The sequence below is a fragment of the Helicobacter sp. genome, assembly GCF_022511165.1.
Lineage (GTDB): Bacteria > Campylobacterota > Campylobacteria > Campylobacterales > Helicobacteraceae > Helicobacter_C.
Genome location: NZ_JAFLSB010000002.1, coordinates 22775 through 37140 on the forward strand (window position 1 = coordinate 22775; position 14366 = coordinate 37140).

Here is a 14366-nt window from a genome sequence, read left to right on the forward strand (position 1 = left end):
CTACTTACTTTGTAAAAATATAAAAACTACATAAAAATGGTGCAAATATGAAGTGTAGATTCTAGAATCTAAGTCCCCAAAAGCGTTTAAGTCTCCAAAGATAGAGCAAGTGCATTTGCCTTATGGGTGCAGTGGCTAGGATAATGCCTCAAAAATATTTCGCGCAAGGATTCAAGTGAATCTACTTGAGAATATATAATGCTAAAACTCGCCAAAACTTGACAATCCATTTTTTTTTTTTTTGTTACAATCCACCGCGTCCTGTTTAGGACATCGATAAATACACAAGGAGCGATAATGATTTATGTTTTGGCTTTTTTCTTTCCTTTTGTGGCTTTGGCACTTAAAGGAATGTATATCCAAGCGGCTTGTAATTTCCTCATTTGGATTATTGCCTTGGTGCTTGATTTCACAGCAATTGGTTTAGTGATAGGCGTTCCTTTGGGGCTTGTTTCTATTGTATGGGCTTGGGTCAGTATCGCTCAAAAAGTCAATAAAGAGCGACATTTGGAAATGTTAGGTGCAGTGGCTGCTGGAAATGCGAATGCACAAGGAGGGGCAAGCCAAGATGAGCAAAAATAGCCCCAAAAATGGTTCTAAGTAGGGATAAATAAGAGGGCTTACATTTAAGCCCTCTCTCCTCACACTTTACTACCCCCTCCCCTTTTTTTGTAGAAATGAGAAACCGCGCTTTAGAAGATTCTAGAATCTCTTATGTGTATTTGAAAAAGATATATTTAGAAAAACTCTTTAATGCTCACATTAAGTGATTTGGCGATTTTGTAGCAATGCTCGAGATTGAAATGTTTGCCATAGCGATTATTTTCGCAGTTTGAATAAAAGGCTATGGATTTGATGCCAATATCAAGGGCAAGTTCGAGTTGAGATATGCCTCGCTCCTCACGCAAAGCGCGGATTCTAGCGGATACGCGTTTGTGAAAAGCTAAAACCTCTTCTTGCGTGGCATTACTCCATTGCTCCTGCATACCTTTCTACCTACTCTATTGGCTTAAATTTGTTTCCTAAGATAAGCGTTTATCCTATGGGATATTGAATAATGCGTTATACAAAACTTATAATGCACTTTCACATATCCTATGGGATAATTTGAGCAAGAAGTCAGCTTATGTGCTGTGAGGATAATATACAAATAGCTACTAGCACAAAAAGGAAGGAATTATGAGTAGAGTTTGTTTATTTGCAATAATGTTTTTTGTCTCTATCACATTATTTGGTTGTGCAAGTGAGGCGCAAAAAAGACTAGAGTTTGCCTACAATAAAGTAAAAAGTGGAGAAAAAGCTGCAGAATATGAGAATTATGGCATAGATAAAGAGTTATCACGTTTTTTGGCTGTGGAGTGGTTTTCGGAACAAGCGCTTAACGAGACCCATGGTGATGCAAATTGGGAGAATCGCAAAATACGCGATTTATATAATAATTACTTAGATATACCCAAAGGATATACCCAAAAGCTTTATGAAAAACTCTTGGGTGATTCAAAATAACATACAGGGAGGAGAAACAATGAAAAAATATTTGTTTGCTCTATTATTTGGTTTTTACACACAATATCTTATGGCTAATGAGTGCTTTAGAATAGATGGTGTATCTTATTGCAATAATGATGTTATTGAGATTTCAAATGTGTCATTTTTGCTTAAAGTCTATGATATTGGTAGGGGTCAAGTAAGATACGAACTCTATGTATTTAATTATACAAAAGAATCGGAAGAAGCATTAAAGGGCGATCCTGTAGCACTTATGACAGATAGTTACTTTTACGAAAGTCTTAGAGTTGGTAAATCAAAAAAGCTCTATTCTAATACACCACAGGGAAGAAAGATTTTTTTTGCAAGCATAAAAAAAGAAAAAGATAAAGAAAAAAATTTTGTTAATACCTACATTAACAAATGTATAACAGGGGCAAAACGATATAGCAAAGGAAGCGAAGAAGCAGAAAGGCTACTTAAGCATTTTTGCTTTAGAGAATTGGAAGTAGATAAAAGATTCGAAAAACTACGATATGAAAAAATAAGAGACTATATTAAAAAATTAAAATCATATTAGATGAAAAGGAGCGATAATGAGCTACACTTATTTAGACCTTGCAAAAGAAGTATTAATAGATTCTCAAACACCTCTACGACTTGGTGAAATATGGAAAAGAGCTAAAGAAAAAGGTTTGCAAGATAAATTAGAAAATAGCTTCTCTCCTCTCAAACAAACACTTTCAAGAGCACTCCACGATGATATAAGAAGAAATAGAGCGGGGATTTTTGCTATTTCTAAGAATCCTACGCTTTTTGGGCTTGAGGGCAAACACGATAAGGAATATCAACCAAGTGAGGAAACACCAAAAAAGCAAGTATCTTTTAAAGAACGCGATTTGCACCCCTTGTTTGTGAGATTTGCAAGGGATAAGTTAGGTATTGCTTGTAAAACAATTCGTCACGAAAGAAGCGCAAAAGATAAAAAAGGTAAGAGTGAATGGCTACACCCCGATATTGTAGGAGTAAAATTTGCGTGTGAGAAAAAAGAGACTTTAGGGCTTCTTAAAACACTCGCTTACCCTAAAGTAGAGTTATATGCTTTTGAATTAAAAATTTTTGTTGGTTTCCATAATTTTAAAAAAAGTTACTTTCAGGCAGTATCAAATGCAAGTTGGGCTGATTATGGCTATTTGGCAGTGTTTGGTATCGATGATGATGAGGAATTGCTCGATGAACTCAAAAAGCTTAATGCTCGTTTTGGCATTGGTATTCTATATTTTGGGAGAGATGATAATCAATTTGAGAAGTTTTTTATCCCAGCAAAACCAAAGGAAAAAATAGACATATCGATGATAGATGAACTCATTGCTAAAGGAAATGAAGATTTTAAAAATTTTATTAAGCAAGTAAAAAATGATGCCGAAAAAGAGAAAATAGAATCTTCTCAAGAGGGCTATGATGAGATTTTGGGTGATGAGCGATTAGAATCTTATATCAAAACCCACAATATCACATATGAGGAATAGAATCCTTATTTTTCGTATTTGTCTTATCGCTTAGCTTCGCCTCTTTCCACACCCTCGCGTCTTTTGTAGAGTAAAATCCCAAATATAAATATAAGTTTTATGCTTAAAATATGGCTCATTACAAGCCTTTGTAGGTTGTGCTATCTCGCTTATCAATCTTTATAACCTTGATGATTTTTGTTTTTCCATTTTCTACAATGCCAATAATGCGATATTCTCCAATTCTCCAGCGGTAACGATTATCATTAAATCCTTGTAAATGCTTTGCGTTTGGTAAAGTGCAAGGATTCTCACAAGTTTCTAGTTTCTCCAAAAATAAGATTATGAGCTTATAGCTTTTATGGTCTGATTTGGCAAGTTTTTTGAGGAACTTATCGCACTTGTTTTCTAAGGTAACATTAAAGCTCATCGTTATAATCCGTATTAATTTCTTTTTCTACCTTTGCTTCAAGCTCTTTTAATTCTTGCTTTGTCATTTGTGTTTTCATTTCTTGGAACTGCTTGTAAGATTCTGTTTGGTGTAGTGGTATGAAATTTTGTTTTGGCTTATCTAAACTCTCTCTCATTTTTGCTTTTAAGAACTTGATAAGCTCTTGCTTTTCTAGCAATTTTTCTTGCATTTGTTTTTTAATTTTTTCTTCTTGCTTTTCTGCGTTAATGAGAGAATTAAGAATCTGTCTTTGTGTCATATTTGCATATTTTTCATAGTTAATAGTTGCCATTTTTACCCCTTTTTAAAACTATAATCAAGCTTATGAGATTATAATATATTCTTTTGAAAAAGCAAATTATGGCACATTCATAAGCTTAGCGCATTCATTGCTTTGTAAGGCTAGAATATTTATTACTGCCACAAAGGCTTTATTTTATCGCTTAGCTTCGCCTCTTTCCACGCCCTCTCGCCTTTTGTAGAGTAAAATCCCCATAAGAAGAAAAAGTAAAAAAGGCAGCAATTCACACATTGTTTTTAATGCGGTAAGAAAATCCACTCCATAGTTTGCCACCTGCACATAGAGCTTCAAATAATGGCTTATAGGCAAAATCGTATGCCAAAAAGTCGCAAATGCCCCCATAGAATTTACCGGAAAGGTCAGCCCTGCAAACGCAAAGCTTGGCGCACAATAAATCGCAGCTATGCTTAGGGCGCGAGTATGGTCAGCAAAAAGTGCATAGACAAACACCCCCACCCCCGCATACGCGCAAATTGTAAGCAATGCCCCAAGATACAAAGTCATATAGCTCCCACGAAAGCTAAAGCCAAGCGTGTGAAAAAAGCACATCATCACCACCCACCAAAATGAAAAAATTCCCGCATACGCTAAAATTTTTGTAAAAATATATACATACGCACTCACATCTTTTGGCATTTGACTTTTCTTTCCTGCCACAAAGCCCACATCACTCTCATCACGCGCAAGGGAATTAATCACGCATACGATGATAAGCATAATCCACGAGCAAGGTAATATCCCTGTGAGGAGGAATTGCGCATAGCTGTTGTTGATATTATAAAGTGGCGTGATTTGCATAAGAATGGGTGAGCTTTTGGCAAGGGCAGATTCAAGATTTTGGGTTTGAATAAGATTTGCGCCAAGTTTTGCCTTGACATTGCTTGTAAGGATAAGCTGCTTAAAGGCGCTTTCAATCGATTTTGCAATCAGCACAAGCTGGGCATTATAGTAGATAGGAATCTCGCTTAGCACTCCCTTTTTGCTACGTGTTTGTAAATCTTTGGGAAAGACAACCACCGCATAAATTTTGACATTGCTTATATCGCGTTTTGCCTCCGTAAGGCTTGTGTAGTATTGAGCGACACTAAGGGCGGGGATAGCATCAAGATTCCTTGCAATCTCCCTACTCAAAGGGCTTTGATCTAAATCCACAATGCCAATAGGGGCGCCTCGCACGAAGCTTTGAGAAAACACAGCCCATACAAAAAGCCCAATGAGCAAAGGCGCGAGCGTGCAGAGAAAGAGTGAGAATCTATCTTGCACAAAGCCATTAAACTCACGCTTAAAAAAGGGAACAAGGGGCTTCAAAAATCCAATATATTGAAAGGGGGATTGAGAGGAAAAAGGCATTTTCATTGAGTGATACCTTTGCTAAGTTGAGCTTCTTTTTCACATTTTAAAAGCCATATAAATACTTCCACTACGGCATTATACATCTCTGGAGGGATATGTGAATCTAAAGGCACTTGCAAGAGTGAATCCACAAGCAAGGCATTAGCAAAAAGTGGCACATCAAAGGCTTTTGCTTTAGCAATAATGCGCATTGCAAGTTCATTTTGCCCTTTAGCTACTACGCGTGGCGCGCTATCGGTGTGTGAATCATAGCTTAATGCGACTGCTTTTTTATCGCCCATCGCCCTCCCCTTTTTTAAAATCCTAGAATCTTAATAGCTAAGATTAAGCGCATCAATATCGCTCCAAGAGAGATTATTAGGGAGATTTGAGGCTTTGCGCGGGAAATTATGAGTGTGCATTAATGATTGCAGAGTGCTTACAACACTGCGCGTAATAATGTCTGTTTCGATATTCACTCGCCTACCGACTTGAAAATGCCCAAAAAGCGTATTTTTCAGGGTATGAGGGATAAGGGTGAGTTTAAAAGAATCTGCGCTACGCTCCACAATCGTAAGGCTTATACCATCTATACACACAGAGCCTTTAGGGACGATGCACGAGAGGCTTTGCGCGGGAGCTTGTATCCAAAAATCGCTTGAATCTGCATTATGATAAATCTGCGTAATGCGCCCAATGCTATCAATATGCCCCTGCACGATATGCCCATCAAATCTATCCCCCACTTGCAGGGCAGGCTCTAAATGCACAAAAGCACCCTGTGTGTAATTTTCTAGCGCAATATGCTCTTGTGTGTGTTTGCTTAGCTCCATAGCCATACCACCATTAAAAAATGATACTGCTGTGAGACACGCACCATTAATCGCAATAGAATCCCCCTCGCGCGCTTTATATGAGGTAAGTATTTCAAGTGTATTGCCCCTAAAGCTCCTCACTTGAGCCATTTCACGAACCAATCCGCTAAACATACTGCCCTTCCATTTCATTTATAAAGATAATTATGCTAAAATTTTGCCTTTTATTTTAACATAAAATTAAAGGATTGAGGCAATGAGCGCAGGCGAGCAAGTGCATTATATGATAGATACGCATTGTCATTTGGATTCGCAGAGTTTTAAAGATGATGTGGAGGAAGTGATTGCAAGAGCAAAAGCGCAAAATGTGCAAAAAATCATTATTCCCGGCGCAGATATACGCACCTTGCCCCACGCTCAAGCCCTTGCTCACGCTCATACAAATGTGTATTTTGCTGTGGGCACACACCCTACTGATATTGATATGTTTGATAAGGCAGTGCTTCAAGAATTTGCCAAAGATAAAAAATGCGTAGCCATTGGAGAATGTGGATTGGATTATTACTATCTCCCTAAGGTGAGCAATGAGGCAACACCACAAGATTCAAAAGATTATCAAAGCCAAGATAAAGCGGCACAACATCAAGCAATAGAGAGCCAAAGAGAAGCGATAAAAGCGTGGCAAAAGCAGGTTTTTATCGAGCAAATTGAGCTTTCCCTCTCTCTTCAAAAGCCACTGATTATACATATACGCGAAGCGAGTGCAGATAGCTTTGAGATTTTGGATTCTTATAAAAATGCCTATGGGGTGCTTCATTGCTATAATGCCGATAGAATCTTGCTGAAACTACAAGAGCGGTTTTATTATGGTATTGGCGGAGTTTGCACTTTTAAAAATGCGCGGCGATTGATTGAGGTGCTTCCGCTGATACCAAAGGAACGCATCGTGCTTGAAACTGATGCACCCTATCTCACGCCTCACCCACACAGAGGGAGTCGCAATGAGCCTCATTATATCCCGCTTATTGTGCGCCAAATTGCGCAAGTGCTTGATATGAGCGAAGATGAGGTGATAGAGATAAGCACACGCAATGCCCAAAGGCTGTTTCGAGAAATTGCATAAAAATAAAATAATAAAGAAAGGAATCTTCTATGCTGCATAAATATATCAAGTGTTTGTTGTGTTTTATATGTTTTGCTTTATTTAGCGCAAGTAGCGTAAATGGCGATGAGGGCGATTTTTATGCGATTACTCATAATAAAAGCGCAAATAATGTGCTTAACTCATTTGGTGTGCATATTGCTTTTATTGCAAGTATTTTAGATAGCGAGAGAGCGCAGAAAATCCAAGATAAATGGCAATATTTTTTGAAACGTTTTGAGCATAGTTATGAGTTTATTCCTACACTTAAAAATATGATGGCAAAAGAAGAGATTCCCCAAGAATTTTTGTTTTTAGCAATGGCAGAATCCGAATTTGCCCCTAAAGCAAAAAGCTCTAAAAAAGCCATAGGGATTTGGCAGATTATGCCAGCCACAGGCAGAATGTTAGGGTTAGAGATTAATTCATACATTGATGAGCGCAAAGACCCTATAAGAAGCACAGAGGCAGCGATTAAATACCTTAAGTATCTCTATGAATCCACCGGCGAGTGGTATTTGGCGGCTATGGCATATAATTGTGGGCTTGGGCGATTGAATCGGGGCATTGAAGAGGCAGGAGGCGATACACGCATAGAGACTTTGCTTAACGAAGAGGCACAATATATCCCCGCTGAAACGCGCAATTATATCCGCACGATTTTAGCGATGAGTTTGCTTTTTAATGATGTGGATTTTCTTAAAGCGCAAAATGCTGATTATTTGCTCAATCGCGGGGCGACTGATAGTATCGCAAAAGTGAGTGTGAAAGGGGGCGTATCACTTAGCACAATCGCACAAAAAGCGAAAATTTCATTAAGTGAGCTTAAAAAATATAATAGCCATTTTGTTCGCTCTACCCTCCCTAAAAGCAATAAACGCTATAATGTCTATCTGCCTTATGATAAACTTCGCAATTTTAAAAAGCATTTTAACGAAAAAAGCCCTGTTACAAAGAGCAAGGCAACTACTATTGCTGATAGCAGATAGGAACAAAGGAGTATAATGAAGAATCATTTTTATACTATTTTTGTAAGCATAGGGCTAGTGTGTGGAATCTTAAGTGGCTGTGCGCAAAAAAGCGCGGATTGGAATGATAATGCTAAAAGCACAAAAGGCTTTAATGATAGTTTTGATGATTTAGATGCGTTTAATCAAGGCATTACGCCAAATATCGGCGGAAACTCTATGAGAGAATCCCCAGCTATCCAAGAGGCAACTATGCGCCCCTATCAAGTTGCGGGGAAGTGGTATTACCCTGAAAAAGTAAGCCTAGGGGATAAGTTTGATGGCTATGCAAGTTGGTATGGTCCTGATTTTCACGCAAAGAAAACCTCAAATGGTGAAACTTATAATATGTATGCACATACTGCCGCACATAAGACTTTTCCTATGAATACGGTGGTTAAGGTTCTTAATGTCGAAAATGGTAAAAGCACTATTGTGCGCATTAATGACAGAGGTCCATTTGTGGAGGGGCGTATTATTGATTTAAGTTCAGCGGCGGCAAATGATATTGATATGGTAAAAGTTGGCACAGCAAAGGTGCGCTTAGAAGTGATTGGCTTTGGTGGAGTGATTAATAAAGATGTGAAACAAGAAGCCCAAAATGTGCAAAGTGATGATATACTTAAAAATGAATTTAAGGTTGCCAATACACCAAAATCGGTGAGTGGCGGGGATTTTGCGATACAGGTGGGAGCGTTTCGGCGATATGAAGGAGCGCAGGTTACACAAGAGCGTTTTTCACATAACCCACCCTATCAAAGCATAATTAAAGAGTTTGAACTTGATGGCGCACCTATTTATCGCGTATTTTTGCGAGGATTCCAAAGTGAAAAAGAGGCGCGAGATTTTCTCAAGAAAAATACGCAGATTCGAGGTGGATTTTTTATTCGTGATTAATAAGGAGCAGCAATGGCAAAAAGTGCAAAAGGAGTGATACAAAAATCGCGCAAGACAAAAGAGACAGATATTCATCTTAAGCTTTCACTTTATGGGAGTGGTAAGGCACAGATTCAAAGCGATATAGGTTTTTTTAACCATATGTTAGAATCCCTTACCAAACATTCGCTTATGGATTTAGAGCTTGTGTGTAAGGGTGATACTTTTGTCGATGGACATCATAGTATTGAGGATTGTGGCATACTTTTGGGTGAGGCATTGCGCGAGGCGATATATCCGGCACAAGGCATTGAGCGATTTGGTAATGCAAGTGTGGTAATGGACGAATCTTGCGTAGAATGCGATATTGATGTAAGCAATCGCGCTTTTTTGGTTTTTGAAACCAATGCGTATAAAATGCCATTTAAGGGCAAGGTGGGGGAGCTTGATGTGGAGCTTGTGGAGGAGTTTTTCCGCGCACTTTGCTTTAATGCGAATTTGAGTGTGCATATTGTGCTTAAAAGAGGTAAAAATCTTCATCACATTATTGAGGCGATGTTTAAAGCCTTTGCGGTAGCATTGCGCCGTGCAACTACCTTAAATCCTAGAATCCACATTCCCTCCACAAAGGGAGTGCTATGATAAAACTCCTCGTCTTTGATGTTGATGGCACATTGAGCGATGGCAAGGTGTATTATTCTCAAAGCGGTGAGGAGATGAAAAGTTTTGATATACGCGATGGGTTAGCTATTGCTGTATGGAATCGCTACTTAAAACGCACAAGTGCTATTATCACGGGTAGAGTTTCACAAATCGTGCAAACACGCGCGAGTGAGCTTGGTATAGAGCATATTTTTATGGGAGTAAAAGACAAAGGGCAGGTTTTGCAGGATTTACTCCAAAAGCTGCATTTAGAGCCAAAGGAAGCCGCTTGTATCGGCGATGATTTGAATGATTTAAGTATGTTTAAAATTTGCCCTTTCGCCTATATGCCTAAAAATGGCACAAAAGCCTTGAAAAAATATGCTTATAAGAAACTCAAAAAGCGTGGGGGCTATGGTGCGGTGCGTGAGATGATAGAAGATGTATTAGCGCTCAATGGGGATAAAAAACTTGAAAAATATTTCTTATAGAATCTATGCTTTTTTTATCGCGCTTTTGTGTTTTAGTTTAAGCAGTATTATTTTTTTTACACGCGATAGTGAGATTCACGCGGCTATTGGCACAGAAGTGCCAAATATTGAAATGACACATTTTACGCTTTATATTATTAATCCCAAACAAACACAAGCTATCTCTTCAGGCACAAAGGCTTTGCGTTTTGAATCTCACGAGGAGATTTATGAGCTTTTTATCAATCAAGCCAATAATACATTCAGTGAATATATGTATGCCCCTTTTGTATATAGTAAAGATAAGATTTATACTTTTTCACAAGGCGTGAATTATTTGCGTTTAGATGGGCTGAATTTTTGGAGCAAATGGGGAAATTATAATTACAATACGCGTATTTTCACAGGCAAGGGTGATTTTACTCTCTCTAATGCTGCTACGCAAGCAAAGGGGCAGAATCTCTACTATAATAGCTTGCAAGATGTGATAAAAGCAGATTCTATACACATTGATATGAAGCTAGGGAGTAAATAATGCCATTTCAAATGCCCAAGATTTGCCTTATCTTTGTGCTTTGTGCGTGTGTGTTTGGCGAAACTGCGCAACTTGAAGTGAGTGCAAAAACTATACAAAGCAATCTCAAAAAAGGGCAAACCATACTCAGTGGCGATGTGTTTGTTACTAAAGGAGAGGATAAGCTATGGGCAGATGAAGTGGTCATTGAGACAAATAAAAAGAATCAGCCGCTCAAATATACCGCTAGTGGTAATGTGAGATTCTCTGTGAAAATGCCTGATAAAGAGATGAGTGGCAGGGCGAAAAAAGCCATATATGATGTGCAAAAAGATGAATATAGCCTTATGGATAATGCAGTGGTTGAGGAAAAAGGAAAGAAAAATGTGATTAGGGGCAATGTGATTATTCTTAATCCTACCACAGAGGAAGCCTTCATACAAGGCTCTAAGCAAAAGCCAAGTATGCTCACTTTTACAATGGATAAAGAGACAAAATGATACAAGTGCTTGAATCTCATTTTTTAAGGAGTGCGAGTAATGCAAAAAACGCGCCTGCACCAACAGATTCTGAAATTGTATGCTTAGGACGTAGCAATGTAGGCAAAAGCACTTTTATTAATGCTATCTTAAATAAACCTCTTGCTAAAAGCTCCTCTACACCGGGAAAAACGCAACTTATTAATTTTTTTGCCTCTATGTGGGCTTTTGATAATACACGCATAGGGCTTACTTTTATTGATTTACCCGGATTTGGCTATGCAAAAGTGAGTAAATCAATAAAAGCCCAGTGGGAGGAGCATCTGCTGCACTTTTTGCAAACACGCTCCTCTCTTAAACTTTTCTTGCATTTGGTGGATTCTCGCCATATCAACACAGATATTGATACAATGATGAGTGATATGCTAGAAAAAATGTGCCATAATGACCAATGTATTTTTAGAATCTACACCAAGGCAGACAAACTCGCCCAAAATGCGCTTAGTGCGCTTAAACAAAGTATAGATTCACAGAGAGCAGATACAAAAATGAGCAAAACATTGTGTTTTATCTTTAGTGCAAATGCAAAAAATCATCGCAAAATGACTTCTGTGGCGCAAATGCGCGAAGAGATTGTAACGCATACTTTAGGATTAAAAAATGAGTATTGATATAATAAGAGCAAGTTTGGCAGATATTCCTGCTATGCGTGAAATTGTGAGTATTGAAGTAAAAAATGGCGTGATTTTAGAACGAAGCGAAGATGAAATGGCAAATGCGATTCGCTCCTATCATCTTGCAAAAGATACCCAAAATGGCGAGATAGCAGGCTTTTGCGCATTGTATATTTATTCTAAGGATTTAGCTGAAGTGCGCTCTTTAGTTGTAAAAGAGAGCTATCGAGGCAAAGGCATAGGTAGCACGCTTGTAAGCAAGGCATTAGAAGAGGGCAAAGCGCTTGGATTAAAGGAGATTCTTACTCTTACTTATAAAGCTCATTTGTTCCAAAGGCTAGGTTTTGTTATAATAGAGAAATCATTTTTACCAAATCATAAAATATGGGCGGATTGTATCAAATGCAAACATTTTCCAATATGCGACGAAATAGCACTCATAAACAAACTCTCCTAAGTTTGTTGCTTCTTATAGGTTTTTATATCTATGAGAGTGTGGCGAGTATGCAGATGTGGCTACCGCCGCTTATAGGCGTAAGCTTGGTATTTTTTATTCGATATGATAAGCAAGATAGAATGTATCATTTTTTAGCCATTATTGGCTGCATTGTTTTTATAGAATCAGAAAACTCGCTCCCTATGGGGACACTTTTGGGGTTATTTTTGGTGCTTGCGTTATTTGTGATTCCGCGCGTTCAAATGATGTTTGATTCTATGCGTATCACGCAATTAGCTTGCGTGCTTTCAGCCTATATAGGATTTTATATCATAGCTCTTGTTGTGGATATGATGACAGGAAGCACGATAGCACCGAGTTTGTGGGTTATGCTTTATTATATCGTGCTTGAAATTATTGTGGCGATATTTATATGATGAATATTCGTTATAAGTTTTTTATCATTTTTATGCTTGCTGTGTGGTCTATCATCTGTTTGCGCCTTTTTGTAATCAATGTGATTAATCACGAGTATTATGAAAAATTTGCTGAAAAAAACGCACTCAAAACAGAAGTTTTGCTCCCCATACGAGGGGTTATTATGGATAGAAAAGATGAGCCTTTGGCTGTAAATGAGCTAGGTTTTTCTATTTCACTCTTGCCTAAAATCCGCGATAAGAGCATTATTGAATCCGAGATTAATTATATTACATATTTTTTGCCTCATTTGGATAAAGATGAGCTTTTGGATATTTATGCAAAAGGCAATCACATCTACAATCACGCCCCCATAGAGCTTGTGCGATTTGTGCCTTATGTAGAAATGCTCAAAGTGTATGCGTATTTGAAACGTTCTCCTTATATTATCCTTGCAACTAATACAAGAAGATTCTATCCTAATGAGACTTCAGCCTCGCATGTGATTGGCTATGTCTCAAAGGCAAATAATAAAGATATGCAGGATAATCCGCTTTCTGCATATAGCAAGGTGATTGGTAAAGATGGCATAGAAAAGACTTATAATGGCTATTTGCAGGGCGAGGCAGGATATAGAAAAACACAAATTAACTCTTTATATAAAGAAACAAAGCTTTTGCAAGAGGATAATGTCCTTAAGCGCAATGATTTGCGCTTATCACTTGATTTAAGATTGCAAGAGAGTATTGATAGGGAGTTTGTAGATAAATATGGCGCGGTGATTGTAATGGACGTGCATAATGGTGAGATTCTCGCTGCAGGGAGCTACCCTGAATATAATATCAATTATTTTGTCGATGGCATTAGCCATAAAAATTGGCAGGAGCTTACTGATAATATCCACAAGCCTCTTATTAATAAGCTTGTGTATGGGCGATACCCACCCGGCTCTGTGATTAAAATGGGTATGCTCCTCTCGTTTTTAGAATTTGCAAATATCACCGAAAACACCACGATTCAAACGCCGCCCTTTGTGGAGCTTGGGGGGAGAAAATTCCGCGATTGGAAGGCCTCTGGGCACGGCAGTGCCGATGCGATTAAGGCGATTAGAGAATCTGTTGATGTGTATTTTTATCTCCTCTCCCAAAAAGCGGGGATTGAAAACACGGCAAATGTGCTTAGGCAAATGGGCTTAGGGGAGCTTACTGGGGTTGATATTCCAAATGAAGTAAGCGGTATTTTGCCTACACCCGAGTGGAAATTGCGTCGTTATGGTGAGCAATGGTATAATGGTGATACGCTTACAACCTCTATTGGACAGGGATATTTTCTTGCTACGCCTATGCAAATAGCGCGTTATACTGCCCTTATTGCTTCAGGAAAGCTTGTAACACCGCACTTTGTCAAAGATTTTAATGGCGAGGCAGCACATTTTGAGATTAAAGATGTATTGAGCGAATTTCAAAAATCTAAGCTTGATGTGCTACGCAAAGGTATGTATCAAGTCTGCTCCATACCCGGAGGCACGGCGTTTTACCGCACACAAGGCACGCAAGTGAGCCTAGCGTGCAAAACAGGCACGGCGCAAGTAGTGGGAATCCCACAAGATATACAAAGACGCGTGCGAGAGGTTGATATGGAGTATTTTCATCGCTCCCACGCGTGGATTACCGCATTTTTACCCTATGAGAATCCGCAATATTCTATTACAATTCTTATCGAGCACGGCGGAAGTGGGGGAAGTAATGGACCACTGCTCGTAAAAATTGCTAATAAACTCAAAGAATTAGGCTATATTCAAAAATAAAAGGAGAG

At 38.5% G+C, this 14366-nt stretch carries 22 protein-coding genes; 15 read left to right on the top strand and 7 right to left on the bottom strand.

Features of this window, described 5'->3' with window-relative positions:
• Window positions 1-86: 86 nt before the first annotated feature.
• Entirely contained in the window at window positions 87-230 is a 144-nt protein-coding gene (locus J1E28_RS00430) for a hypothetical protein (RefSeq protein ID WP_291025966.1), read from the bottom strand.
• 67 nt (window positions 231-297) lie between these two features.
• On the opposite strand from J1E28_RS00430, the gene J1E28_RS00435 reads away from it, so the two are divergent.
• On the top strand, window positions 298-582 hold the full coding sequence (locus J1E28_RS00435) for a hypothetical protein (RefSeq protein WP_291025967.1): 285 nt from the start codon (window positions 298-300) through the stop codon (window positions 580-582).
• Between the two features lie 155 nt (window positions 583-737).
• Here J1E28_RS00435 and J1E28_RS00440 read toward each other — a convergent pair whose 3' ends face one another.
• A complete protein-coding gene (locus tag J1E28_RS00440) occupies window positions 738-986 on the bottom strand; it encodes a helix-turn-helix transcriptional regulator (RefSeq protein WP_291025968.1) in 249 nt (82 codons plus the stop codon).
• 193 nt (window positions 987-1179) lie between these two features.
• Between J1E28_RS00440 and J1E28_RS00445 the strand changes: the two genes are divergently transcribed.
• From J1E28_RS00445 to J1E28_RS00455, 3 genes are read left to right on the top strand one after another with little or no spacing between them, the layout of a single operon-like run.
• The gene (locus J1E28_RS00445; RefSeq protein WP_291025969.1) at window positions 1180-1506 is read left to right on the top strand and encodes a hypothetical protein; all 327 of its coding nucleotides are present in this window, start codon (window positions 1180-1182) and stop codon (window positions 1504-1506) included.
• 19 nt (window positions 1507-1525) lie between these two features.
• Complete coding sequence (locus tag J1E28_RS00450; RefSeq protein WP_291025970.1) at window positions 1526-2068, top strand: hypothetical protein; 543 nt, start codon at window positions 1526-1528, stop codon at window positions 2066-2068.
• Between the two features lie 16 nt (window positions 2069-2084).
• On the top strand, window positions 2085-3017 hold the full coding sequence (locus tag J1E28_RS00455) for an HTH domain-containing protein (RefSeq protein ID WP_291025971.1): 933 nt from the start codon (window positions 2085-2087) through the stop codon (window positions 3015-3017).
• A 118-nt stretch (window positions 3018-3135) separates the two neighbouring features.
• Here the strand turns inward: J1E28_RS00455 and J1E28_RS00460 are convergent, their stop codons facing one another.
• From J1E28_RS00460 to ribE, 5 genes are all read right to left on the bottom strand, one after another.
• Complete coding sequence (locus tag J1E28_RS00460) at window positions 3136-3426, bottom strand: type II toxin-antitoxin system RelE/ParE family toxin (protein ID WP_291025972.1); 291 nt, start codon at window positions 3424-3426, stop codon at window positions 3136-3138.
• Entirely contained in the window at window positions 3416-3739 is a 324-nt protein-coding gene (locus J1E28_RS00465) for a hypothetical protein (protein WP_291025973.1), read from the bottom strand. The genes J1E28_RS00460 and J1E28_RS00465 overlap by 11 nt, the downstream gene beginning before the upstream one ends.
• A 144-nt stretch (window positions 3740-3883) precedes the next feature.
• A complete protein-coding gene (locus J1E28_RS00470; RefSeq protein WP_291025974.1) occupies window positions 3884-5104 on the bottom strand; it encodes an ABC transporter permease in 1221 nt (406 codons plus the stop codon).
• Window positions 5101-5382 carry an EscU/YscU/HrcU family type III secretion system export apparatus switch protein gene (locus J1E28_RS00475; protein ID WP_291025975.1) on the bottom strand — a complete coding sequence of 94 codons (282 nt, stop codon included), beginning with the start codon at window positions 5380-5382 and terminating at the stop codon, window positions 5101-5103. The genes J1E28_RS00470 and J1E28_RS00475 overlap by 4 nt, the downstream gene beginning before the upstream one ends.
• Window positions 5383-5412: 30 nt before the next feature.
• Window positions 5413-6069 (bottom strand): riboflavin synthase, encoded by a 657-nt coding sequence (gene ribE, locus J1E28_RS00480; RefSeq protein WP_291025976.1) that lies wholly within the window; start codon window positions 6067-6069, stop codon window positions 5413-5415.
• 109 nt (window positions 6070-6178) lie between these two features.
• Here ribE and J1E28_RS00485 point away from each other — a divergent pair, with 109 nt between their 5' ends.
• Genes J1E28_RS00485 through mrdA form a run of 11 tightly spaced genes read left to right on the top strand, consistent with a single transcriptional unit; the run spans window position 6179 to window position 14358 of the window.
• Window positions 6179-7018 (top strand): TatD family hydrolase, encoded by an 840-nt coding sequence (locus J1E28_RS00485; RefSeq protein WP_291026021.1) that lies wholly within the window; start codon window positions 6179-6181, stop codon window positions 7016-7018.
• 29 nt (window positions 7019-7047) lie between these two features.
• Window positions 7048-8025, top strand: a complete 978-nt coding sequence (locus J1E28_RS00490; protein ID WP_291025977.1) for a lytic transglycosylase domain-containing protein — start codon at window positions 7048-7050, stop codon at window positions 8023-8025.
• Window positions 8026-8040: 15 nt separating this feature from the next.
• Complete coding sequence (locus tag J1E28_RS00495) at window positions 8041-8940, top strand: septal ring lytic transglycosylase RlpA family protein (protein WP_291025978.1); 900 nt, start codon at window positions 8041-8043, stop codon at window positions 8938-8940.
• 33 nt (window positions 8941-8973) lie between these two features.
• On the top strand, window positions 8974-9561 hold the full coding sequence (gene hisB / locus J1E28_RS00500) for an imidazoleglycerol-phosphate dehydratase HisB (RefSeq protein ID WP_291026022.1): 588 nt from the start codon (window positions 8974-8976) through the stop codon (window positions 9559-9561).
• Complete coding sequence (locus tag J1E28_RS00505; RefSeq protein WP_291025979.1) at window positions 9558-10052, top strand: HAD hydrolase family protein; 495 nt, start codon at window positions 9558-9560, stop codon at window positions 10050-10052. The genes hisB and J1E28_RS00505 overlap by 4 nt, the downstream gene beginning before the upstream one ends.
• Window positions 10033-10566, top strand: a complete 534-nt coding sequence (locus tag J1E28_RS00510) for a hypothetical protein (RefSeq protein WP_291025980.1) — start codon at window positions 10033-10035, stop codon at window positions 10564-10566. Before J1E28_RS00505 ends, J1E28_RS00510 begins: the two co-directional genes overlap by 20 nt.
• Complete coding sequence (gene lptA / locus J1E28_RS00515) at window positions 10566-11045, top strand: lipopolysaccharide transport periplasmic protein LptA (protein ID WP_291025981.1); 480 nt, start codon at window positions 10566-10568, stop codon at window positions 11043-11045. Before J1E28_RS00510 ends, lptA begins: the two co-directional genes overlap by 1 nt.
• Complete coding sequence (yihA, locus tag J1E28_RS00520) at window positions 11042-11695, top strand: ribosome biogenesis GTP-binding protein YihA/YsxC (protein WP_291025982.1); 654 nt, start codon at window positions 11042-11044, stop codon at window positions 11693-11695. The genes lptA and yihA overlap by 4 nt, the downstream gene beginning before the upstream one ends.
• The gene (locus J1E28_RS00525; protein WP_291025983.1) at window positions 11685-12155 is read left to right on the top strand and encodes an N-acetyltransferase; all 471 of its coding nucleotides are present in this window, start codon (window positions 11685-11687) and stop codon (window positions 12153-12155) included. Before yihA ends, J1E28_RS00525 begins: the two co-directional genes overlap by 11 nt.
• Window positions 12119-12571, top strand: coding sequence for a hypothetical protein (locus tag J1E28_RS00530; RefSeq protein WP_291025984.1), 453 nt, complete (start codon window positions 12119-12121; stop codon window positions 12569-12571). Before J1E28_RS00525 ends, J1E28_RS00530 begins: the two co-directional genes overlap by 37 nt.
• Window positions 12568-14358 (top strand): penicillin-binding protein 2, encoded by a 1791-nt coding sequence (gene mrdA / locus J1E28_RS00535; RefSeq protein ID WP_291025985.1) that lies wholly within the window; start codon window positions 12568-12570, stop codon window positions 14356-14358. The genes J1E28_RS00530 and mrdA overlap by 4 nt, the downstream gene beginning before the upstream one ends.
• Window positions 14359-14366: the final 8 nt, after the last annotated feature.